Source organism: Pseudomonas sp. EL_65y_Pfl1_R83 (assembly GCF_963970695.1).
Taxonomy (GTDB): domain Bacteria; phylum Pseudomonadota; class Gammaproteobacteria; order Pseudomonadales; family Pseudomonadaceae; genus Aquipseudomonas; species Aquipseudomonas tritici.
In genome coordinates this window covers 266,298-287,853 of record NZ_CAXAQI010000006.1, presented here as the reverse complement: position 1 = coordinate 287,853, position 21,556 = coordinate 266,298, and the positions used below count along the sequence as shown (strand labels likewise).

18 protein-coding genes are annotated in these 21,556 nt (G+C 60.3%); 9 read left to right on the top strand and 9 right to left on the bottom strand.

Annotation, left to right across the window (positions count from 1 at the left end; genetic code table 11):
• Nucleotides 1–10: 10 nt before the first annotated feature.
• From pcaF to pcaR, 5 genes are all read right to left on the bottom strand, one after another.
• Nucleotides 11–1,213 (bottom strand): 3-oxoadipyl-CoA thiolase, encoded by a 1,203-nt coding sequence (gene pcaF / locus AACY08_RS11630; protein WP_339469593.1) that lies wholly within the window; start codon nucleotides 1,211–1,213, stop codon nucleotides 11–13.
• Nucleotides 1,210–1,989, bottom strand: coding sequence for a CoA-transferase subunit beta (locus AACY08_RS11625; protein ID WP_339415008.1), 780 nt, complete (start codon nucleotides 1,987–1,989; stop codon nucleotides 1,210–1,212). Before AACY08_RS11625 ends, pcaF begins: the two co-directional genes overlap by 4 nt.
• On the bottom strand, nucleotides 1,989–2,846 hold the full coding sequence (locus AACY08_RS11620; protein ID WP_339415009.1) for a CoA transferase subunit A: 858 nt from the start codon (nucleotides 2,844–2,846) through the stop codon (nucleotides 1,989–1,991). The genes AACY08_RS11625 and AACY08_RS11620 overlap by 1 nt, the downstream gene beginning before the upstream one ends.
• A gap of 186 nt (nucleotides 2,847–3,032) precedes the next feature.
• Nucleotides 3,033–4,373, bottom strand: a complete 1,341-nt coding sequence (locus AACY08_RS11615) for an MFS transporter (RefSeq protein WP_339469531.1) — start codon at nucleotides 4,371–4,373, stop codon at nucleotides 3,033–3,035.
• Nucleotides 4,374–4,515: 142 nt separating this feature from the next.
• Nucleotides 4,516–5,358: a pca regulon transcriptional regulator PcaR gene (gene pcaR, locus AACY08_RS11610; RefSeq protein ID WP_314564805.1), complete on the bottom strand. Its 843-nt coding sequence runs from the start codon at nucleotides 5,356–5,358 to the stop codon at nucleotides 4,516–4,518.
• A 557-nt stretch (nucleotides 5,359–5,915) separates the two neighbouring features.
• On the opposite strand from pcaR, the gene AACY08_RS11605 reads away from it, so the two are divergent.
• Together AACY08_RS11605 and AACY08_RS11600 are read left to right on the top strand one after the other, a co-directional pair.
• The gene (locus AACY08_RS11605; protein ID WP_003189295.1) at nucleotides 5,916–6,116 is read left to right on the top strand and encodes a hypothetical protein; all 201 of its coding nucleotides are present in this window, start codon (nucleotides 5,916–5,918) and stop codon (nucleotides 6,114–6,116) included.
• A 314-nt stretch (nucleotides 6,117–6,430) separates the two neighbouring features.
• Nucleotides 6,431–7,906 carry an inorganic phosphate transporter gene (locus AACY08_RS11600; RefSeq protein WP_049709598.1) on the top strand — a complete coding sequence of 492 codons (1,476 nt, stop codon included), beginning with the start codon at nucleotides 6,431–6,433 and terminating at the stop codon, nucleotides 7,904–7,906.
• Nucleotides 7,907–8,068: 162 nt separating this feature from the next.
• On the opposite strand, the gene ccoM is transcribed toward AACY08_RS11600, so the two are convergent.
• Together ccoM and AACY08_RS11590 are read right to left on the bottom strand one after the other, a co-directional pair.
• On the bottom strand, nucleotides 8,069–8,185 hold the full coding sequence (ccoM, locus tag AACY08_RS11595) for a cytochrome c oxidase subunit CcoM (RefSeq protein ID WP_305884516.1): 117 nt from the start codon (nucleotides 8,183–8,185) through the stop codon (nucleotides 8,069–8,071).
• A gap of 143 nt (nucleotides 8,186–8,328) precedes the next feature.
• The gene (locus tag AACY08_RS11590) at nucleotides 8,329–8,490 is read right to left on the bottom strand and encodes a hypothetical protein (protein WP_017137225.1); all 162 of its coding nucleotides are present in this window, start codon (nucleotides 8,488–8,490) and stop codon (nucleotides 8,329–8,331) included.
• Nucleotides 8,491–8,620: 130 nt separating this feature from the next.
• On the opposite strand from AACY08_RS11590, the gene AACY08_RS11585 reads away from it, so the two are divergent.
• The 3 genes from AACY08_RS11585 to AACY08_RS11575 all read left to right on the top strand — a co-directional run bounded on the left by AACY08_RS11585 (nucleotide 8,621) and on the right by AACY08_RS11575 (nucleotide 11,226).
• Nucleotides 8,621–9,487, top strand: a complete 867-nt coding sequence (locus tag AACY08_RS11585; protein WP_339469529.1) for a LysR substrate-binding domain-containing protein — start codon at nucleotides 8,621–8,623, stop codon at nucleotides 9,485–9,487.
• Nucleotides 9,488–9,577: 90 nt separating this feature from the next.
• Complete coding sequence (locus AACY08_RS11580; RefSeq protein ID WP_339469528.1) at nucleotides 9,578–10,048, top strand: RidA family protein; 471 nt, start codon at nucleotides 9,578–9,580, stop codon at nucleotides 10,046–10,048.
• Nucleotides 10,045–11,226 carry an aminotransferase class V-fold PLP-dependent enzyme gene (locus AACY08_RS11575; protein WP_339469527.1) on the top strand — a complete coding sequence of 394 codons (1,182 nt, stop codon included), beginning with the start codon at nucleotides 10,045–10,047 and terminating at the stop codon, nucleotides 11,224–11,226. The genes AACY08_RS11580 and AACY08_RS11575 overlap by 4 nt, the downstream gene beginning before the upstream one ends.
• On the opposite strand, the gene AACY08_RS11570 is transcribed toward AACY08_RS11575, so the two are convergent.
• Nucleotides 11,223–11,564, bottom strand: a complete 342-nt coding sequence (locus AACY08_RS11570; RefSeq protein ID WP_339435920.1) for an aspartate-semialdehyde dehydrogenase — start codon at nucleotides 11,562–11,564, stop codon at nucleotides 11,223–11,225. The genes AACY08_RS11575 and AACY08_RS11570 overlap by 4 nt on opposite strands.
• A 219-nt stretch (nucleotides 11,565–11,783) precedes the next feature.
• On the opposite strand from AACY08_RS11570, the gene rapA reads away from it, so the two are divergent.
• A complete protein-coding gene (gene rapA / locus AACY08_RS11565) occupies nucleotides 11,784–14,630 on the top strand; it encodes an RNA polymerase-associated protein RapA (RefSeq protein ID WP_339469526.1) in 2,847 nt (948 codons plus the stop codon).
• A 174-nt stretch (nucleotides 14,631–14,804) separates the two neighbouring features.
• Here rapA and AACY08_RS11560 read toward each other — a convergent pair whose 3' ends face one another.
• On the bottom strand, nucleotides 14,805–16,151 hold the full coding sequence (locus AACY08_RS11560) for a spinster family MFS transporter (RefSeq protein WP_339469525.1): 1,347 nt from the start codon (nucleotides 16,149–16,151) through the stop codon (nucleotides 14,805–14,807).
• Between the two features lie 249 nt (nucleotides 16,152–16,400).
• Here AACY08_RS11560 and AACY08_RS11555 point away from each other — a divergent pair, with 249 nt between their 5' ends.
• From AACY08_RS11555 to AACY08_RS11545, 3 genes are all read left to right on the top strand, one after another.
• On the top strand, nucleotides 16,401–16,766 hold the full coding sequence (locus AACY08_RS11555; RefSeq protein WP_339469523.1) for a YkgJ family cysteine cluster protein: 366 nt from the start codon (nucleotides 16,401–16,403) through the stop codon (nucleotides 16,764–16,766).
• Nucleotides 16,767–16,905: 139 nt separating this feature from the next.
• On the top strand, nucleotides 16,906–19,170 hold the full coding sequence (locus AACY08_RS11550; protein WP_339469522.1) for a putative bifunctional diguanylate cyclase/phosphodiesterase: 2,265 nt from the start codon (nucleotides 16,906–16,908) through the stop codon (nucleotides 19,168–19,170).
• A 204-nt stretch (nucleotides 19,171–19,374) separates the two neighbouring features.
• Complete coding sequence (locus tag AACY08_RS11545) at nucleotides 19,375–21,552, top strand: hypothetical protein (RefSeq protein ID WP_339469520.1); 2,178 nt, start codon at nucleotides 19,375–19,377, stop codon at nucleotides 21,550–21,552.
• The last annotated feature ends 4 nt before the right edge of the window (nucleotides 21,553–21,556 follow it).

Sequence of the window (21,556 nt, the reverse complement as noted above, 5' to 3'; positions counted from 1 at the left end):
TCCTCTCGTGTTAGATGCGTTCAATCGCCAGGGCCAAGCCTTGTCCGACGCCCACGCACATGGTCGCCAGGCCTTTGCGGCCGCCGGTTTTTTCGAGTTGATGCAAGGCGGTCAGCACCAGCCGCGCGCCACTCATGCCCAACGGGTGGCCGAGGGCGATGGCACCACCATTCGGGTTGACCTGCGGCGCATCGTCGGCGATGCCCAGTTCACGCAGCACCGCCAGGCCTTGGCTGGCGAAGGCTTCGTTGAGTTCGATCACATCAAAGTCGGTGACCGCCAGGCCCAGCCGCTCCACCAGTTTGCGCACCGCCGGCACCGGGCCGATGCCCATCACGCGCGGTGCGACGCCAGCGCTGGCCATGCCCAACACGCGGGCGCGGGCGGTCAAGCCGTGTTTCTTGACGGCGTCGGCGGAGGCCAGGATCAACGCTGCCGCACCGTCATTCACACCCGAGGCATTGCCAGCGGTGACGGTTTTGTCAGGGCCGTTGACCGGTTTGAGTTTGGCCAGGGTTTCCAGCGTGGTGTCACGTGGATGTTCATCCTGCTCGACAACCGTCTCGCCTTTTTTATGGGCGACCCGCACCGGCACGATTTCTTCGGCGAAGAACCCAGCGGCTTGCGCGGCAGCGGTGCGTTGCTGACTGCGCAGGGCGAAGGCGTCCTGGTCGGCGCGGGATACGTGGTAATCGTCGGCGACGTTATCGGCGGTCTGCGGCATGGCATCCACGCCGTACTGGGCCTTCATCAACGGGTTGATAAAGCGCCAGCCGATGGTGGTGTCTTCCAGCTTCATGTTGCGCGAAAACGCCGCGTCGGCCTTGCCCATCACGAACGGCGCACGGGACATCGACTCGACGCCACCGGCAATCGCCAGCTCCATTTCACCGCTGGCAATGGCGCGGAAGGCCGTGCCGATGGCGTCCATGCCCGAGGCGCACAAGCGGTTGAGCGTCACGCCTGGAATGCTCTCCGGCAGGCCCGCCAGCAACAGCGCCATGCGTGCCACGTTACGATTGTCTTCGCCGGCCTGGTTGGCACAACCGAGGAACACCTCATCAACCGCACTCCAATCCACCGAAGGGTTGCGCTCGATCAGCGCTTTGATCGGCAACGCCGCCAAATCATCGGCACGCACGGTGGACAAGCCACCGCCGAAACGGCCGATGGGGGTACGAATGGCGTCACAGATAAATACGTCGCGCATCAGGCTTCTCCCGGCGCTTGGCCATGGGCCGCCGCGGTACGTGCTTCAAGGTCACGCAAAGCGGTCAGCTCTACATCGGTCGGTTCAGCGGTGGTGTCGACCTTGTCGGCAAATCGAATCGCCCAACCGGTCGCCGCCACTACCTGTTCACGGGTAACACCAGGGTGCAACGCGGTAACCACGAATTCGTGGGTGCCCTCTTCAGGCTCCATAATGCACAGATCGGTAATAATCCCTACCGGTCCCGCGCCTGGCAGGCCCAGGCGTTTGCGCGAGTCGCCGCCTTCGCCGTGGCCGACCGAGGTGATGAAGTCCAGCTTGTCGACAAACGAACGCGCCGACTGTTTGAGGATGATCAGCACGCTCTTGGCGGAACCGGCGATCTCCGGCGCGCCACCGGCACCCGGCAGGCGCACTTTGGGCTGGTGGTAGTCACCGACCACGGTGGTATTGATATTGCCGAAACGGTCGACCTGGGCCGCACCAAGAAAGCCCACGTCAATGCGCCCGCCCTGCAGCCAATAGCGAAAGATCTCACCGGTCGGCACCACGGTGTCAGCGGTTTCCGCCAGCTCGCCGTCGCCGATGGACAGCGGCAATACGCTGGGCTTGGCGCCAATCGGGCCGGACTCGTAGATCAGCACCACATCCGGCGACGAGGTCAGGCGCGCCAGGTTGGCCGCCTTCGACGGCAGGCCGATGCCAACAAAGCAGACGGAGCCGTTCTTAAGGCGCCGCGCGGCGGCGACGGTCATCATTTCATGGGTCGAGTAAGCCATTACTTGGCCTCCTGCGCGGCGGCCAGCTTGGCCTGGAATTCAGTGAAATCGGCGGTGCCATGGATGTATTCGTCAATCCAGGCGGTAAAGGTCCCACGGTCGCGTGCGATTGGGTCCCACGCCTGATAGAAGCGGTTATCCCGCTCGTTGTAACCATGGGCGTAGGAAGGGTGGGCGCCACCGGGTACATGGCACACCGCAGTCAGGGCCCAGGTCGGCAACACGCAGCTGTTCATCGGCGCGTTGAGGTCATCGACGATTTCCTCGACGGTGACGATGCAACGCTTGGCCGCCAGTGCCGCTTCCTTCTGCACGCCAAGAATGCCCCAGAGCAACACGTTGCCCTTGCGGTCGGCTTTTTGCGCATGGATCACGGTGACATCCGGACGCACCGACGGCACCGCAGCGAGCACTTCGCCGGTGAACGGACAGGTCACGGTCTTGATCAGCGGGTTGACCTTGGGCAAGTCGGAACCGGCGTAGGCACGCAGTACCGCGAAGGGTAGGCCGGAAGCACCGGCGACGTAGGCATTGGCCAGGTCGGCGTGGCTGTGCTCTTCGATCTCCAGCGGTTGCGGCCATTGCTTCTCGACCGCATCGCGCAGGCGATGCAGGGAGCCAACGCCCGGGTTGCCGCCCCAGGAAAAAATCAGCTTGCGGGCGCAACCGGCACCGATCAACTGGTCGTAGACCAGGTCAGGCGTCATACGCACCAGCGTCAGGTCTTTCTTACCCTGACGAATGATTTCATGACCCGCTGCCGTAGGGATCAGATGAGTGAAGCCTTCCAGAGCGACGGTGTCGCCGTCGTTCACAAATTGCTTCACCGCGTCACGCAGCGCGAGGATTTCAGCCATGGGGTTCGGGCTCCCAGTGTGGATCGAAAAAGGCGCTGAGGTGGCGCCGAAGTGCTTGAAGATTAAGCTGGGGAAATGGGCCAAACAATCCGATAATCGACTAAGCGTTCGATTATCGAACATATTGTTGCCTTGCTAATCATCTGAAGGGACTCGGTCAATGTGGGAGCTGGCTTGCAACACGCATCAGGTCGCGTCGGCGTGGCTGACCATGCCTTTGATCACCACGGCGGCCGTCGCCAATGCAGCCGGAATCACCAGCGCGGTAAGCACCTGCTCGAAGTTCCAACCCAAGCCAAGCAAGGTGGCGCCCATCCAAGCGCCGAGGATCGCGCCGAAGCGGCCGATGCCGAGCATCCACGACACGCCGGTGGCGCGCCCCTGGGTCGGGTAGAAGCGTGCGGCCAGGGACGGCATTGCCGACTGCGCACCGTTGACGCACATCCCGGCGATCAGCACCAAGGTCGCCAGCACGGTGATATTGCCCAGGCTCTGCCCTACCGCGTAGGCAAACACCCCGGCCAGCAAGTAGAAAATGCCGATGACCTTGTGAGGGTTGAACCGGTCCATCGCCCACCCCACGCCCACCGCGCTCAACACACCACCAAACTGGAACAAGGCGCCGATAAACGCGGCCTGTTCCATGCTGGCGCCGCTGTCGCGCATGAGCGTCGGGAGCCAACTGGTGAGCAGGTACACGATCACCAGGCCCATGAAGTAGGTGAGCCACAGCAATAACGTACCAACGCTGTAGGTGCCGGAAAAAATCACCGCGAACACGTTGCGCGCCTTGACGGTTTTTTGTTCAGGCACGCTGAAGCGGGTGGCCTGGGCAACCATTGAAGGCTCGATGGGTGACAAGGTTTTGCGCACCTTGTCAGAGCCGCGATTGCGCACCACCAGAAAACGCGCCGACTCCGGCAGCCACACGAACAACACCACCGCCAGGATCAACGGCAGGATGCCGCCGATCAGCAGCAGGCTGTGCCAACCGAACGCCGGGATCAGCTTGGCCGAAATAAACCCGCCGCCGGCCATGCCCAGGTTGAAGCCGCAGAACATGCTGGTCACCAGCAGCGACTTAAGGCGTTCCGGGGTGTATTCGGACAGCAGCGTGGTGGCATTCGGCATGCCGGCCCCCAGGCCCAGCCCGGTGAGAAAGCGCAGCACCAGCAACTGATCAACGTTGGCGCTGTAGGCAGACGCCAGGCTGAACGCACCAAACACCAACACCGCGCCAACCAGCACCACCTTGCGCCCGAAGCGATCCGCCAGCGGGCCGGAGCCGAGCGCGCCGAAGACCATTCCGATCAACGCGGCGCTCATCACCGGGCCGAGGCTGGCGCGGTCGATGCCCCAATCCTGGGACAGCGCAGGCGCGATAAAGCCCATGGCGGCCGTGTCGAGGCCATCAAGGAAGACAATCAGGAAACACAGGATCACCACGCGCCACTGATAGCGTGACAGTGGTTGGGTGTTGATGAAGGACTGGACGTCCAGCGTGGTACCGACAGAGGGCTGAGTCATTATTGTTATTTCCACACCGATGGCGGGCTGACGACCTGGGGTCGTCGTTATTATTTGGCGCTGACAGCGCTGCCGCACATTAATAAGCCTGAGGAAACACCGTCAATTGATCAAACCAGGATCTGTGCGGTCACCGAACAGCTTAGGCAAACAGCTGCGCACTCAGCTCGCAGCTGGCACTCAGCATGCTCGGCAAGAAGCGCTGTTCCAGCTCGGCGCGGCTGACCCGTCCGGCGTGGGTGCTGACGTTCAGCGCGGCCAACACTTGGCCCGAGGCGTCATACACCGGCACGGCGATGGAACGCAGGCCTTGCTCAAGCTCTTGGTCGACGATGCACCAGCCCTGTTGACGCACTTGCTGCAAACATTCGAACAAGGCCTGCGGCGTGGTCAAGGTGCGGCTGGTCTTGGTTTGCAGGTCGGCGTGGTCGAGATAATCCTGCAGCGAGGCGTCGTCCAGCGCCGCGAGCAATATGCGGCCCATGGAGGTGCAATAGGCCGGCAACCGCCCACCCACCGACAGGTCCACGGAAATCAGGCGCTGGGTGGTGGCCGAACGGGCGATATAGAGGATGTCGTCGCCTTCGAGGGTGGCCATGTTGCAGGCTTCGTGAAGCTGCTCACTCATGCGGTCCAGGTACGGTTGGGCCGAGACCGCCAGTGGCGTGGACGACAGGTAGGCATGGCCCAGGGTCAGGACTTTGGGCAGCAGCGAATAGGTACGCCCGTCGGTGGTGGCGTAACCGAGCTTGATCAAGGTGTGCAGGCAACGGCGCACGGCGGCGCGGGGGATCTCGGTGCGATGACTGATCTGGGCGATGGTGAGATGGCGCTTGCGCTCCTGGAACGCTTGCACCACCGCCAGGCCACGGGCGAGGGAGGTCATGAAGTCCGGATCACCGGTGAACGCCTGGATACGCTTGGCCGGGGACGCAACGATCGGCGGCGCCACTGACGCGAAAGAGTTGCGCAATTGATCGTTCATGTCGGGGTCCTTACTTTTATTGTCAACCGCAGGGGAGGTTTGGCTGCTATTACAAGTCGCGTCGGCCGCGTGCACAAGGCGGGGCCGAGAACATTGTGCGATTATCGGACAGTCATTCGATTATCGCAATTTGCCGGCTCCCTCCCCTGGCCAGCCAGCGGAGAGCAGTAAAATGAAGTCAGACTTAATAAGGTCTGAAGTTGGGTTAATTTTATGACGCCAGAATTCACGAAATTAGCGACACACCCGTGTAACAAAATGCTCACACAAAGTTGACGCTTTTTAACTTTATGCCGATAGTGTTATTCAAATGCACCGCTATAATGCACCCTCTGTACAGGTCTGCCCGGTTTACTCTCGAAAGCAGCGCTCGCCAGGTGATGCACGCTGTGCATTGACGACCGCAACTACCTGCTTTGAATGACTGCACTAACAGTGTGGCCGCCCGTCCCTATTTCAAACTCGGACATTTTCACGGTTCAACTTGGAAGACGCCAGGAACGGCATTCAGGCATAACGCTGCAACGTATTTACACTCAACTTAATTAGGTAACGATGTGACGAAAGATGAACTGCGCGCGGAACTTGAGCGCCAGGAGCAACGTTACAAGGACGTTTACGGCGGGGAAGTCACCACCTACGCCGCCCAGCCTGAGCCTGAACGCAAACCCTGGCGCAAGCGAGCCAGTCTCCTCGACCAGGCGTTTGCCCAAGAAATCCAAAAGATTGAACAGGAACTCAAAACCGAAGAGCCATAAGCGATTCGGTTTGGCACTCAAGGTTTTGGCCTCGGTTGCTGGCATATAGCTAGCATCCGGCCACCTTGCACTGCACCACCAGCGGTAAAATTTCATACAAATGTTTCAGACGTGACGTTTTTGTGACAGCCCCCTACCCCGCAACCCCTCTGCTTTATGAATCAAAGACTTGCCAAAGCCCCGAAATCCCTGGGATGCGCACCCTAGCGCCGGTTTTTTTCAAGGAAGATTGTTACCGATGAGCAGCTAGTGCATCGATTACTGAGGTTTTCTGGCATAATCGCGCCCCCTTACGACCGGGTCAGAAAACCTTCATGATCGATTTATTCAGCGGACTGGATGCTTGGGTTCTAGTGAGCCTGCTGCTCGCCCTGGCCTTTGTCCTCGCCTTCGAGTTCATCAATGGCTTTCATGACACCGCTAACGCGGTGGCCACAGTCATCTATACCAAAGCCATGCCGCCGCACCTGGCCGTGTTCTTCTCCGGGGTGTTCAACTTCCTCGGCGTGTTGCTCGGTGGTGTCGGTGTCGCCTACGCCATCGTGCATTTGCTGCCGGTGGAGTTGCTGATTAATGTGAACACCGGCCATGGATTGGCGATGGTCTTCTCTTTATTGGCTGCGGCGATCACCTGGAACCTGGGCACCTGGTACTTCGGTATTCCCGCGTCCAGCTCCCACACCCTGATCGGCTCGATCCTTGGTGTCGGCCTGGCCAATGCGCTGATCAACGACATCCCCCTGGCTGACGGTGTGAATTGGCAGAAGGCGATCGATATCGGCGCCTCCCTGGTGTTCTCGCCGATGGCCGGCTTTCTGGTCGCAGCCCTTGTGCTGATTGGCCTGAAGTGGTGGCGCCCGCTGTCGAAGATGCACAAGACCCCGGACCAGCGCCGCAAACTTGATGACAAGAAGCACCCGCCGTTCTGGAACCGCTTGGTATTGGTGATTTCTGCCATGGCGGTGAGCTTCGTGCACGGCTCCAACGACGGTCAGAAAGGTATCGGCCTGATCATGCTGGTGCTGATCGGCATCGTGCCCGCGCAGTTTGTACTCGACCTGGGCAGCACCACTTACCAGATCGAGCGGACCCGCGACGCGACCTTGCACCTGAACCAGTTCTACCAGCGCAACCACGAGACTCTGGGTGAATTCCTGGCCTTGGGTAAAAGCGTGAAGGATGACCTGCCGGGCAAGTTCCGTTGTAACCCGCAGCAGACCGAGCCGACCATCAACGCGCTGCTGGGTACTTTGAAAGGTGTCTCCGACTACCATTCGCTGACCGCCGATCACCGCATTGAAGTGCGCCGCTACCTGCTCTGCCTGGACGATACCGCAAAGAAAGTCGGCAAATTGCCAGGTCTGCCGGCGCGTGAGAAGTCCGACCTCGACAAGCTGCGCAAAGACCTGACCGCCACCACCGAATACGCGCCGTTCTGGGTCATCCTCGCCGTGGCACTGGCCTTGGGCCTGGGCACCATGGTGGGCTGGAAACGTGTGGTACTGACCATCGGCGAGAAGATCGGCAAGCAGGGTATGACCTATGCCCAAGGCATGTCGGCACAGATCACCACCGCGACCATGATTGGCTTTGCCAACATCTTCGCGCTGCCAGTGTCCACTACCCACGTGCTCTCTTCGGGCGTGGCCGGTACCATGGTCGCGAACAAAAGCGGCCTGCAAGGCGGCACCGTCAAAACCATCCTGATGGCCTGGGTATTGACTCTGCCGGCAACCGTGGGCTTGTCGGCCGGGTTGTTCTGGCTGGCCTCCTGGGCACTCGGTAGCTGATAGCCTAGCAGCCATAAAAAAGGTGCGATCCGCGAGGGTCGCACCTTTTTTTATGCCCCGACTCCATACCCACAGTTGATCTTCAGCGATCAAATAACAGGCAAAAAAAGGGCGACCGAAGTCGCCCAAAATGCCTTGCGTGCTCATGTAACCCGGAAAAACCTATGATTTTTTACGCTTGTTCGCGTCTTTCCAGATAAAAAATCCAAACCCTACAAAAAACATCACCATGAGGCTCACTGTCAGCACTCCGGCAAACACCACATTATCGAAAAACATGACCGGCCTCCTGCACTTGCCCTGTTGCGATAGGGCTAAGTTAATGGAGAAGGCGGATTGAAAAATTGACGGGGATCAATGTCGCCCACGACGGGGCGTAAAGAAGGGAAATAACTGACCTGCATCAACGGATGCAGGCTGTTTCAACGCTTTTTGGGCTTGTTCTTAGGTTTCTTCTTCACTTTGCCGAGCGGCATTGCCTGTTCAAACGCTTGGCGTACTTCATTCAAGCGCTTGTCATTGAGGTCGTGCACCCGCTTGGCGCGTTCGGCATTCAGGTCGATCAGTTTGTCGTCTTCACTCATGGCTTGGCTTACGTGGTGGCTAGAATGGCTCAATAATGCGGCCTCCCCCGCCCAACGGCAAATCAGCGGGCGACAAAAGGCAGGTCATCCCACAAAATCGGTACTTTTCCCTATCAGGAGACGCACTCAGGTGGCACTGCACAAGGACCTTCCGCCGTTGCTGGCGCTGCGCGCCTTTGAAGCCGTGGCGCGGCATTTGAGTTTTATCAAGGCCGCGAACGAGTTGTCGGTGACCCAGAGCGCCCTGAGTCATCAAGTACAGAAACTTGAGCAACACTTGAGCAAACCGCTGTTTATCCGACGCACGCGCGCGATTGACCTGACTGCCGACGGCCAACGTTACTACGACGAAATCAGCCCGGCCCTTGGCGCCATTGCCGCCGCTACCCGTGCCCAACGCGTGCCCCCTAGCGCCACGGTATTGCGCATCGGCTTGCTGGCCTCCTTTGCCACCCTGTGGCTGGCACCACGCCTGGCCGGTTTTCTCAACCGCTACGCGCACATCCAAGTGGAGTTGTTGCCGGCGATCCAGCTGGCGAACGTCGCAGCCGCCGAGGTCGACCTTGCCATCCGCTATGGCAAGGGCGATTGGCCCGATGTACAGGCCACGCTACTGATGCCGGAAATCCTCTCCCCGGTGTGCTGCCCGGCGTTCAAGGCCCTGCATGACGGCCCGCTGCTGATGGCCACTTCGCACCGCCCGTTTGAATGGACCGATTGGTCTGAGCATTACCACGTCGACCTCGCCAACCGCCCCCGTGTGATGCTGCACGACTACAACATCGTGGTTGAAGCCGCTGTGGCTGGACAAGGCATCGCCATGGGCCGTCATCGCCTGATCGAGCGCAAGCTCCTGGACGGCAGCCTGGTACAAGCCTTCGATTGGCCGCCCTATCACAGCGACATTGGCTACTGGCTCATCGCCCCGCAGGGCACGACGAGTGAAGCAGCCGCATGTTTCAGCCAGTGGCTGAAGGAAACCTGCGCCGACGCGTGAGTGATTTCGATACGTCGCGTGAGATCTATCCGTTTGTCGCCTATCTGAGCAACCAACATGCTGAAACCTTCTGACTCAAGAGGATTCATCATGAGCGACTCCATCCGCCAACGCGTGCAAGCTCTCGGTCTCACGCTGCCCGTCCCCAGCCAACCGGCTGCCAACTACATCAGCCACGTCATCAGCCAGAACCAGTTGTTCATCTCTGGGCAAATTCCACTGGTGGACGGTAAACCTGCCTACGTGGGCCGGCTGGGTGAATCCTTGAGTGCCGAAGAAGGCGCACAAGCGGCGGAACTCGCCGCGTTGAGCCTGCTGGCTCAGTTGAACGATGCGCTGGGTGATGACCTGTCACGCCTGATGCGCACGCTGCGCCTGGGCGTTTTTATCGCCAGCCACGCTGATTTCACGCAACAGAGCGTGGTCGCCAATGGTGCCTCCAACCTGTTGGTCAACGCCCTCGGCGAAAAAGGTCGGCATGTGCGTACCGCCGTGGGCGTTTCCAGCCTTCCGGCCGGCGTGGCGGTGGAGGTTGATGCGATTTTTGAGTTGCGCCCATGAGCCCGCGCGAAATCCAACAGTTGCGGGATACAACACCAGGCTGCCAGTCCGGCCTCGTGCATTTCAACCATGCCGGCGCCTCGCTGCCCAGCCAGCCGACCCTCGACGCAATCATCGCGCAGCTGCAACGCGAAGCCCGCGACGGTCCGATGGAGGCCGGCGAGCACGGCGAGGTGCTGCTAGAAAAAGCCCGCAGCGCCGCCGGGCAGTTACTCAATGCGCCGGCGTCCTCAATTGCCTTTGCCAGCAGCGGCTCGACCGCCTGGAGCATGGCCTTCCAGGCCTTGGGCCGCTGGCAGCCCGGCGACCGCATTCTGGTGGGCCGTCACGAGTGGGGCGGTAACCTGGCGTGCATGGAACTGGCCGTGCAAGCCGGAGCACGGATCGAAGTCATCCCCTGCGATGACAGTGGCGCGGCCTGCCCAGTGGCGCTGGCATCAATGATCGATGCCCATGTGAAGTTGATCGACCTCACTTGGCTGCCGGCCAATGGTGGACTGATCAACCCCGCCCAGGCCATCGGCGAGGTCGCCAGGCGCCACGCCATCCCCTATTTCATCGACGCCGGCCAAGCCGTCGGCCAGATGCCAGTAGATGTGCAGGCGCTGCAGTGTGATGTGCTCAAGTCGGCCGGTCGAAAACACCTGCGCGGGCCACGTGGTACAGCGCTGTTGTATGTGCGCCCGGCGTTTCTCGAGCGATTGAAGCCTGCTCAGCGCGACGTGTTTTCAGCGCCATGGACCGCCCAGGGGTTCGACCTGCGCAACGATGCCCGCCGCATTGAAACCAGCGAGACGTCGTTTGCGTTGCTGGCCGGGCTGGGCAATGCGTTGCAGGAGATGAATCGACTGGGCATCGAGCGCGTCTGGGAGCAAGTGTCGCAGACCAGTGAGCGAATTCGCGAAGCATTGCGTGAGATGCCGGGCATCTCCCTGCATGACTTGGGCGCCCGTCAATCAGGCTTGATCGCTTTCAACCTGGCCGGTTGGGACGCCTTCGAACTCAAACGGCGCCTGGGCTTGAAGCGCATCAATATCGGCGCTAACGGCGTGGCGTATACCCCGCTGGATATGCAAGCGCGAGGCCTGCAAAGCGTGGCGCGGATTTCAGTCAGCCCGCTCAACAACGAGGACGATATCGTGTTGCTGTCAGCGGCCTTACGCGAGTTGCGCGACTAAACCTCGACATCGACCCACAGGCCCTGGCGCGGCGCGTCTTCGATCAGTGGAATCACCGGCACGGTGTTGTCGGCGTTGAGCACATCCCCCGGAATGGCCAGGTGCTGCTCTGGATCTTCATCGGCTTCACGCCGGCGCTTCTGTTGTTCCTGCTGGCGGCGTTGTTCTTCGCGCAGCAAAAACGCCGAAGTCTCGGCGTCGCCCTTTTTCAGGTCGATGGTGCTCTCATTGGAGCTCGGCTGAACGGGCACCACGGGCGGGATATCCGGCTTCTGGCGCACCGGATCAAGTTGTGACGTCACCGGCACAACGCTGACGGGCAACATGGGTGGCAGCATAATGATTACTCTCCTGATCAACAGGCTGTCGGCGGGTTGCAGGGTGACTTGAGCAGAAGCTCGCCAGGCTGTGACCCAGTCGACACTGGCAAGTGCCCGCCACCCGTCGATTCAGCGCTGAATGCGTCCACCAAACGCAGTAGTTTTTGTCAGAGTCCTTTGGATGAGGGCCTTGTTCCGTTAAGATAGTCGGCTTTTTCACGGCGGGAGTCAGGCAGCATGGCGCAGCAGTATCAACCGGGGCAACGCTGGATTAGTGACAGCGAAGCAGAGCTGGGGTTAGGCACCGTTCTGGCACAGGACGGCCGCTTGTTGACCGTGCTCTATCCGGCCACTGGCGACACTCGCCAGTATGCGCTACGGAATGCGCCCCTCACCCGCGTAAGGTTTTCGCCGGGCGACTCCATCACCCATTTCGAAGGCTGGAAGATGACCGTGCAGGAAGTCGACGATGTCGACGGCTTGCTGGTGTACCACGGCCTCAAAGGGGAGAACGAGCAGGTCACCCTGCCGGAAACCCAACTCTCCAACTTTATCCAGTTCCGCCTGGCCAGCGACCGTCTGTTCGCCGGGCAGATCGACCCGCTGGCCTGGTTCTCGCTGCGCTACCACACCCTGGAACATACCAGCCGCCAATTGCAGTCCTCGCTGTGGGGCCTGGGCGGCGTGCGCGCGCAACCTATCGCGCACCAACTGCACATCGCCCGTGAAGTCGCTGACCGTATCGCGCCTCGGGTATTGCTGGCCGACGAAGTAGGCTTGGGCAAGACCATCGAAGCCGGCCTGGTGATCCATCGCCAACTGCTCTCGGGCCGCGCCAACCGCGTTCTGATCCTCGTCCCGGAAAACCTGCAGCACCAGTGGCTGGTGGAAATGCGCCGGCGCTTCAACCTGCAAGTCGCGCTGTTCGACGAAGAACGCTTTATCGAAAGCGATGCCGCCAACCCGTTCGAAGACACCCAACTGGCGCTGGTCGCGCTGGACTGGCTGGTGGACGACGAGAAGGCCCAGGACGCACTGTTCGCGGCTGGCTGGGACTTGCTGGTCGTCGACGAAGCCCACCACCTGGTGTGGCATGAAGAGAAAGCCAGCCCCGAATACACATTGGTCGAACAGTTGGCTGAAGTGATTCCCGGCGTGCTGCTGCTCACCGCCACCCCGGAACAACTGGGCCAGGACAGCCACTTCGCGCGCCTGCGCCTGCTGGACCCGAACCGTTTCCACGACCTGCACGCCTTCCGCGCCGAAAGCGAAAACTATCGCCCGGTGGCCGAAGCGGTACAAGAGCTGTTGGACAAAGGTCGCCTGTCGCCAAAAGCCCACAAGACCATCCAGGGTTTCCTCGGCAACGAAGGCGAAGCACTGCTCACCGCCGTCAACGATGGCGATACCGAAGCCAGCGCGCGTTTGGTGCGTGAGCTGCTCGACCGCCACGGCACCGGGCGCGTGCTGTTCCGTAACACCCGCGCCGCCGTGCAGGGCTTCCCGGAGCGTAAGCTGCACGCTTACCCGCTGCCGAACCCGGACGAATACCTTGAGCTGCCGCTGGGCGAGCACGCCGAGCTGTACCCGGAAGTCAGCTTCCAGTCGCAGCCGGACATCGAAGAAGAAAACCGCTGGTGGCGCTTCGACCCACGGGTCGAGTGGCTGATCGACCAGCTGAAAATGCTCAAGCGCACCAAGGTCCTGGTGATCTGCGCCCACGCCGAAACCGCGATGGACCTGGAAGACGCCCTGCGAGTGCGCTCCGGCATTCCGGCCACGGTGTTCCACGAGGGCATGAACATCCTCGAGCGTGACCGCGCCGCCGCTTACTTCGCCGATGAAGAGTTTGGCGCCCAGGTGCTGATCTGCTCCGAGATCGGCAGTGAAGGCCGTAACTTCCAGTTCTCCCACCATTTGGTGCTGTTCGACCTGCCGTCCCACCCTGACTTGCTGGAACAACGGATCGGCCGTCTGGACCGGATCGGCCAGAAGCATGTGATCGAACTGCACGTGCCTTACTTGGAAACCAGCCCGCAAGAGCGTCTGTTCCAGTGGTACCACGAAGCGCTGAACGCGTTTCTCAATACCTGCCCGACCGGCAACGCCTTGCAGCACCAGTTCGGCCCGCGCCTGCTGCCGCTGCTGGAAAACGGCGACGACGGCGAGTGGCAAGCCTTGATCGACGAGGCCCGCGCCGAACGCGAGCGCCTGGAGCAGGAGCTGCACACCGGTCGCGACCGCTTGCTGGAGCTCAACTCCGGCGGCGCGGGTGAAGGTGATGCACTGGTGGAAGACATCCTTGAACAAGACGACCAGTTCGCCCTGCCGATCTATATGGAAACCTTGTTCAACGCGTTTGGCATCGACAGCGAAGACCATTCGGAAAACGCGCTGATCCTCAAGCCCAGCGAAAAAATGCTCGACGCCAGCTTCCCCCTGGGCGACGACGAAGGTGTGACCATCACCTACGACCGGAACCAGGCACTGTCGCGCGAAGACATGCAGTTCATCACCTGGGAACACCCGATGGTGCAAGGCGGCATGGACCTGGTGCTGTCCGGCTCCATGGGCAACACCGCCGTGGCGCTGATCAAGAACAAGGCCCTCAAGCCGGGCACCGTGTTGCTGGAGCTGCTTTACGTCAGCGAAGTGGTAGCGCCGCGCGCGCTGCAACTGGGTCGCTACCTGCCGCCGGCGGCACTGCGCTGTCTGCTGGACGCCAATGGCAACGACCTGTCGGGCCGCGTGTCGTTCGAAACCCTCAACGACCAGTTGGAAAGCGTGCCTCGGGCCAGCGCCAACAAGTTTATCCAGGCCCAGCGCGACCATCTGACGCCACGGATCAACGCCGGCGAAGAGAAGATCACCCCGCGCCACGCCGAGCGCGTAGCCGACGCCAAACGTCGCCTGGCGGCGGACACCGACGAAGAGCTGGCGCGCCTGACCGCGTTGCAAGCGGTCAACCCGACCGTGCGTGACAGCGAGCTGGTTGCCCTGCGCAATCAGCGCGAGCAAGGCTTGGCCATGCTGGATAAAGCGGCGCTGCGACTGGAAGCGATTCGGGTATTGGTGGCGGGTTGATTACCGCCCTACTCCGCTAAAAAGAAGGCCCGCGCAATGCGGGCCTTTTTTATTCGCTTGAGCATATTGTTGCCTGTGTGGCCTCTTCGCGAGCAAGTCGAAGCGTCGCACCGCCGCTCCCACAGGGGAACGCATTCCAAATGCGGGCTTGCTCGCGAAAGGATCAACTCGGTCTCAAACCGTAGCCACAGCAGCCGGCACCTCCACCGCCACCAACCCCTCTTTCATCCGCTTGGCATCCCGCACAAAACAGCGCGACGCCTGAAACAAAAACAACATGGTCAAGAACAGCGCCACCGGTATCAGGTACATGGCGTCATGCAACCCCACCGCCTTATAGGCCTCCGTCATCTGTTCCGCCCCCGCCGCATACATCGCCGAATGGGCAAAATGATCGGAAAGCCCACCCACGACGATCGGCCCCATCCCCCCACCCAGCAAGTACAACCCTGCAAAAAACAGCGCCATCGCCGTGGCCCGCAGGCGCGGTTCCACCACGTCCTGAATCGCCGTGTACACGCAGGTGTAGAAGTTATAGGCAAACAACCAGCCCACACTGAACAACGCCACAAATACGCCAATCTCGATGCGCCCGGCGTGCAACGCCCAGGCGGTGGTCACGGTGGAGATGATCAGGCTGAACGCGGCGAACAACAGCCGGCCATTGGCAACGCGTTGATGGATCTTGTCGGCGATCCAGCCGCCGAGGGTCAGGCCCACCAGGCCGGTCAGGCCGACGATCACCCCGGTGGCCACGGCGGCGTCTTGCAGCGGCATCAGGAAGTAACGCTGCAACATCGGCACCAGGAACGAGTTACAGGCGTAGGTGGCAAAGTTAAAGCACAGCCCGGCCAGCACCAGCCACAGGAAGGTGGGCACCGCCAGCACGCGGCGAACCGGGCGATCGACGCGTTCCTGGGAAACCTGCACGGTTTCCGCCGCGCCGCGCTTGGGCTCCTTGATATAGAACATGAACACCGCAAGGATCAGCCCCGGCACTGCCGCGATAAAGAACGGTGCGCGCCAGCTGTCAAACGCCTTGACCATCCAACCGATGGTGAAAAACGCCAGCAATAGCCCCAATGGCAAGCCCAGCATGAAAATGCCCATGGCCCGCGCGCGGCGGTGCGCCGGGAACAGGTCGCCAATCAGCGAGTTGGCCGCTGGCGCATAGCTGGCTTCGCCGATGCCGATGCCCATGCGCACCAGCAAAAACGTCCAAAAACTGCCGACCAGGCCGTTGACCGCCGTCAGCCCGCTCCAGGCGAACAGGCCCCACCCCATCAGCTTGCTGCGCGAGCCGGTGTCGGCCATACGCCCCAGGGGCAAGCCGGCGATGGCGTAGACGAGGGTGAAGGCGGTGCCGATGATGCCGAGCTGGAAGTCGCTCAGGTGCCATTCCATACGGATTGGCTCAATGATGATCGCCGGAATGGTGCGGTCGAAAAAGTTGAACAGATTGGCCAGGAACAGCAGGAACAGAATGCGCCAGGCATTCGCCGCTTGGGTCGAGTTCTGCATGGGTCCGTCTCTTTTATTGTTATGAGAGCTGCGATGCCCGCTGCATCCTGCCCGGTACCTGCAACATAGTCAGGCGGGCGGCGGTTGTCTGTAATGATTCGTAAAGCTGATAGGGCATGATTTCACCCGGTGCTGCGGGACTTTGGCTACGAAAATATAAGTCCGCGCCCCCTTCCCAACCGCCATGGCACGGATAGAATGGCGAGCCTTCCCGTAGTCCCCCCTCTTCTTATCCTATTGATGACGCCCATGTCCGAAGCCAGTCCGTGTCTGAGTTGCGGTGCCTGCTGTTCATACTTTCGTGTGTCTTTCTTCTGGGGAGAGTGCGCCTCATCGGGGGGCACGGTGCCCGACGACCTGGTGGTGCAAATCAACCCAACGCGCGTGGCGATGATCGGTACCGACAAGAAGCCCGTCCGCTGCTGCAGCCTTGAAGGTGAAGTGGGTAAAGGGACGAGTTGCTCGATCTATGAGCAACGCTCAAGCCCCTGCCGCGAGTTTGACGCGTCGTGGAGCCAGGGCGTGCAGAACGTCGATTGCGATGCCGCACGCGCCGCGTTTGGCTTGGCGCCGTTGCAAGCGCCCTTCGAATTGGCGCTGCCCATCAGCGCTTAGCATCAAACGCTATGAGCAGGATGCCAAAATAATTCAGAGCAAAGTGCCATCACCCATGGCAAATTCCGTAAGGCCTCTATACTCGACCTAATTAGGTCATCGCCGTAGGCAGTGACGTGACGCTATGACGGGGCATGCTATGGAATGGCTGGGTCTGCATTTTTTCACCGGGCTTCCAGAAAGCGGGCATTTATTACTCAATTGCAGTCATAACCCCTTTTTGGTGCTGTTGGCCTACCTCGTCGCTTGCGCGGCAGGCTTCGGCACGCTCGACATGGCTGAACGCGTAGGTCATGTCGAGGACCCGACCGCGCAGCGCCATTGGCGCTGGCTCGGCGCCAGTTGCCTGGCTGGCGGGATATGGTCCACCCACTTCATCAGCATGCTGGCCTTCCAGGCGCCTATCGCGATTCACTACGATCTGTTGATGACGTTCGCGTCCTTGCTCATCGCGCTGACCGCCTCGTTGATCGCCATGCAGACCCTCAGCCATCCTCACCTGCGGATGCACCAGTATGGGCTGGCCTCCCTATGGATGGGCGTCAGCATCGCCTTGATGCATTACGTCGGCATGTCGGCCATGCGTTCCCAGGCCCAGCTGTATTTTGAGACAGAGTTGTTCATAGCCTCGGTGGCCATCGCCATGGGCGCAAGCCTGGCTGCGTTGTTGCTGTCGAGCTACCTGCGCACCGGCACCGGCATGTTTCATCAACTGCTCAAATACGCCGCCAGCCTGGTATTGGGCGCGGGAATCCTGAGCATGCATTTTACCGGCATGGCCGCGATGCAATTAATAGTTCCCACCGGGGCTGACCTCTCATTGCCTTCGGGTAACAACCCTATCCAGCTGGGCTTGTCGGTGGCGGTCATCACCCTCCTGGTGATTGGCAGCAGCATCAGTGCTGCCCTGGCGGACAAGAAACTGCAGCATAAGGAACGCGACCTGCGCCGGGTCAATGCGTTGCTCAGCGAACTGGATCAGGCGCGCGCTTCATTGCAACAAGTGGCCCATTACGACGCCCTGACCAGCCTGCTCAATCGCCGGGGTTTCAATCAGATCTTTGCAGAGAAGCTTGCCGAAAAAACCGCCTCCCACGGCATGATGGCGGTGATTTTTCTTGATATCGACCACTTCAAACGCATCAACGACAGCCTCGGGCATGACGCAGGTGACCAGTTGCTCACCGTGCTGGCCGCGCATATCAAGGGCTCGGTGCGCAGCCATGCCGACGTGGTTGCGCGGTTCGGCGGCGATGAGTTCTGCATCCTGATCAGCATCCACCACCGCGACGAAGCCCGGCACCTGGCCCAGCGCATCATGCAACAGATGAAAGAACCCATCGAGCTGGCCGGTCGACGCATGGTAATGACCACCAGCATCGGCATCAGCCTGTTCCCCGATGACGGCCTCACCTGCGAGGAGCTGCTGAAAACTGCCGACCTGGCGCTGTATCAGTCCAAGGACACTGGGCGCAACAACCTGAACTTCTTCAGTTCCAACCTGAAAACTCGCGCCTTTCTCGAGCTGCAATTGGAAGAGGAACTGCGCGGCGCTTTGCGCACCCACGACCAACTGGTGCTGTTCTATCAACCGATCTTTGACATGAAACTGGGCAAAGTTACGCGGCTGGAGGCCCTCGTACGCTGGCAACATCCAAAGCACGGCCTGCTGGCGCCAGATCGGTTTATCGGCATCGCCGAAAACAATGGGCTGATTGCCGAGTTGGACCACTGGGTGTTGCGCCAAGCCTGTCATGACCTAAGAATGCTTTCTGACAGAGGCTATACCGAACTGACGATGTCGGTGAACTGCTCGGCCCTGAACCTGGCCCGTGACGAGCTGGCGGATGAAATCGAAGATGCGCTGCGCTTCAGCGGCGTCGCCGCCAACCGCCTGGAGCTGGAAGTCACCGAAAATGCGCTGATGGGCAATATCAGCAGCACCCTGACGCTGCTGCGGCAAATTCGCGCGCTGGGCGTGTCACTGGCCATCGACGACTTTGGCACCGGCTACTCGTCCCTCGCCTACCTCAAGCGCCTGCCGCTCAATACCTTGAAGATCGACCGCTCGTTTATCCAGGATATTCCCAAGTCCACCACGGATATCGAGATCGTTCAGGCAATTATCGGCATGGCCCACACCCTGCACTTGCAGGTAATCACTGAAGGCGTCGAAACCCAGGCGCAATTCGAGCTGCTGCTCAAGCATGACTGCGATTTCGTCCAGGGTTACCTGCTGAGCCCAGCAGTGGCGGCCAGTGACATCATTGGTGTGATCCAGAGCATCAACATGCGTAACCCGATCTACCCGCGCAGCGTGGTGGGCACCAAAGACAACGGCTCGCCGAAAGAAACGTCCTCAAGCCGCGGCGGCTCAAAGTCCATCGTCAGGCCAATTCGCTGACGCCCAATATTTGGCATTTCGCCATCATTTGCCTAAAGAACGCCGACAAACGGCCGATTCATCAGAGTCCGGCCAGGTTTTCCCTGGAGAAACCAGGGTTATCCCCCTTCGCCCAAGACAAGGACGCACTGCAAAGTCGCGAACACCCATTCCGTGATGGCCCTTTGATTTGTTTCAGCCATCCGTCCAGGCACATGGCGCAAAATGACCTCTAAAAATAACTCTGCCACCGTGGTATCCGACGTGTTGCTCCCAGCTCCTGCGGACACGCCCTCAGGTTCAAAGTCATTGAGCACCGCCCGGCCGCTGGCCACCCAGCAATACCTGTACTTCACCGAAACCAATACCGACCGCATCCTCGACAACCTCGATGGCCTGCGCGACATGGTGTTCCCGCGCCCGCCCCACCAGGAAGGCGACAGCGATCCGCGCAATGAGCAGGAATTCCCCTCGGTGTGCCTGATCGGCCTGGGCCGCTGCGGTTCGAACATTGCGCTGGACGTGGCGGAGTTGGTGTACAACGCGCGCAAGTTCTATTTGAACGAGTTCAGCAACGAAGACAAGTCGCAGGACAAGGGCTACAGCCCGGCCCAGTGGATCCGCAACAACCTGCGCCTGGGCAGCGGCAAGGCGAGCAAACCGGTGTTCCTGGTGGAACCACTGGTGATGCTCGGCGACCTGGACAAGGACATCGCCGGGCGCATCCGCTTCTCGCGCAAGGGCGAAAAAAGCGGCTTCCTGCGCGACTACAGCAAGATGAAAATCATGGACCTCTCGGAAGTCCATGCCGGTGGCGCCGGTAACGCGCCGATCCTCGGCCAGTACCTGGCCAAGATCATCCTCAATAAAGACACCCAGCGTTTTTCCAGCCCCGACTGGAAGATGATCCACTCGTACCTGATCGACTCCTGCGGCATCAAGGCCAACCAGTCGCGCCTGTACTTCTCGATCTTCAGCGCCGGCGGTGGCACCGGCTCGGGCATGGCCTCGGAATTCGGTCTGGCCCAGCAACACTCGTACATGAACAAGACATTCGACACCAAGCCCGCCGACGAGCACGACAGCAAAAGCGGCCACGCCTTTGTGTTCGAGCCGATCTTCACCAGCGGCATCTGCGTGCTGCCCAATATCTCCGACCACCGCAGCGAAATGTCCGAGGCGCTGCACATCAACGCCGGGCGACTGCTGTGCAAATACCTGTCGGAAGAATGGGACTTCTCTTACAACTTCGACAACGAAGACAGCAGCGAAGCCAGTGTGAAGGGCCGCATCCGGCCGTGGAACGCGATGATGCTGATCTCCAACGACATCATGCGCTACGCCGAAGAGAGCGATGACGGCAATATCCAGAACATTGACGTCAATGCCATGGAAAAACACGCCAACCAGTACATTTCCCAGCAGATCTTCAACATCCTCACGGCCCAGGCCGTCACCACCGACTACGACCAGAACTACTTCCGCCGCGCCGGCATCGACATCGGCGAGACCATTCGCCTGGATGCCAACGACCTGTTCATGAGCCTGGCCGGCCCGGTGGCGATTGCCTACGCCGAGTCCGTGGTTCCGGAAACGCCGGCACCGTCGAATGACAAATTCAAGGTATTCGAGAAAGAGCCACAGCGCCTGAACATCGACGACCTGTTCTTCCGCTCCATCGACCTGCCGCACTTCAACAAGGTCACCCAGGCCATCGAAGGCATCAGCCTGTTGCCGATCGAATCCAAACGCTACAAGGCCTCCCTGGAACAGTACAAGAACTCCGGCTACGACGCGGCGGCGCTGCATGACCTGCACTTCTTCAAGAACTGCTCGTCAGTGGTCTCGATCGTGTCCCTGCCCAAGGACTACAAGCTGTCCTACATGGACCTGAACCGGCTCAAGACTCACCTCAACAGCCTGTTCCCCAACACCACCCTCAAGCGCTACGCCTTGGTGATCGGCGCCTCAGCCAACTTGTCGCTGACCACCCTGATCGCGAAAAGCCCGTGCCTGTCGGATGACTTCCTGACGCTGATCGTGGCGTTTATCAAACGCTGCTTTGCGCGCAACCCGTACCGTTTCGATGACACCCTGGACAACTCGATCCTGGACTTCATCATCCACGAGGACTTCGACGAAGACCGTATCGACGAGCTACTCAACGAGTTCGAGAACCCGGCGAAGATCCTCGACACCAACTGGTACGCGATCAAGCCCATGTATGAGAAGAAGTACCGCGAGTTGATTAACGACAAAGACAAGTTCGTGTCGATCAATGACATCCGCCTGTCGCGGGACTGCGTGAAGAAGGCCATCAAGTACTTGCGTGAGATTTATCGTCACCGGATCGGGAAGACCAAGGTTATTTCACTGAATAACCACACCGGTAAGACCGGCTGAGGCA

What these genes read in the sequence shown, in the direction of transcription:
- AACY08_RS11555 (WP_339469523.1), top strand. Translation starts at nt 16,401, where the DNA reads ATGTCCGAAGCCAGTCCGTGTCTGAGTTGCGGTGCCTGCTGTTCATAC.
- AACY08_RS11545 (WP_339469520.1), top strand. Translation starts at nt 19,375, where the DNA reads ATGACCTCTAAAAATAACTCTGCCACCGTGGTATCCGACGTGTTGCTC.
- AACY08_RS11615 (WP_339469531.1), bottom strand. Translation starts at nt 4,373, where the DNA reads ATGACTCAGCCCTCTGTCGGTACCACGCTGGACGTCCAGTCCTTCATC.
- ccoM (WP_305884516.1), bottom strand. Translation starts at nt 8,185, where the DNA reads ATGTTTTTCGATAATGTGGTGTTTGCCGGAGTGCTGACAGTGAGCCTC.
- AACY08_RS11560 (WP_339469525.1), bottom strand. Translation starts at nt 16,151, where the DNA reads ATGCAGAACTCGACCCAAGCGGCGAATGCCTGGCGCATTCTGTTCCTG.
- AACY08_RS11625 (WP_339415008.1), bottom strand. Translation starts at nt 1,989, where the DNA reads ATGGCTTACTCGACCCATGAAATGATGACCGTCGCCGCCGCGCGGCGC.
- rapA (WP_339469526.1), top strand. Translation starts at nt 11,784, where the DNA reads ATGGCGCAGCAGTATCAACCGGGGCAACGCTGGATTAGTGACAGCGAA.
- AACY08_RS11550 (WP_339469522.1), top strand. Translation starts at nt 16,906, where the DNA reads ATGGAATGGCTGGGTCTGCATTTTTTCACCGGGCTTCCAGAAAGCGGG.
- pcaR (WP_314564805.1), bottom strand. Translation starts at nt 5,358, where the DNA reads ATGAACGATCAATTGCGCAACTCTTTCGCGTCAGTGGCGCCGCCGATC.
- AACY08_RS11570 (WP_339435920.1), bottom strand. Translation starts at nt 11,564, where the DNA reads ATGCTGCCACCCATGTTGCCCGTCAGCGTTGTGCCGGTGACGTCACAA.
- AACY08_RS11575 (WP_339469527.1), top strand. Translation starts at nt 10,045, where the DNA reads ATGAGCCCGCGCGAAATCCAACAGTTGCGGGATACAACACCAGGCTGC.
- AACY08_RS11620 (WP_339415009.1), bottom strand. Translation starts at nt 2,846, where the DNA reads ATGGCTGAAATCCTCGCGCTGCGTGACGCGGTGAAGCAATTTGTGAAC.
- AACY08_RS11600 (WP_049709598.1), top strand. Translation starts at nt 6,431, where the DNA reads ATGATCGATTTATTCAGCGGACTGGATGCTTGGGTTCTAGTGAGCCTG.
- AACY08_RS11590 (WP_017137225.1), bottom strand. Translation starts at nt 8,490, where the DNA reads ATGAGTGAAGACGACAAACTGATCGACCTGAATGCCGAACGCGCCAAG.
- AACY08_RS11580 (WP_339469528.1), top strand. Translation starts at nt 9,578, where the DNA reads ATGAGCGACTCCATCCGCCAACGCGTGCAAGCTCTCGGTCTCACGCTG.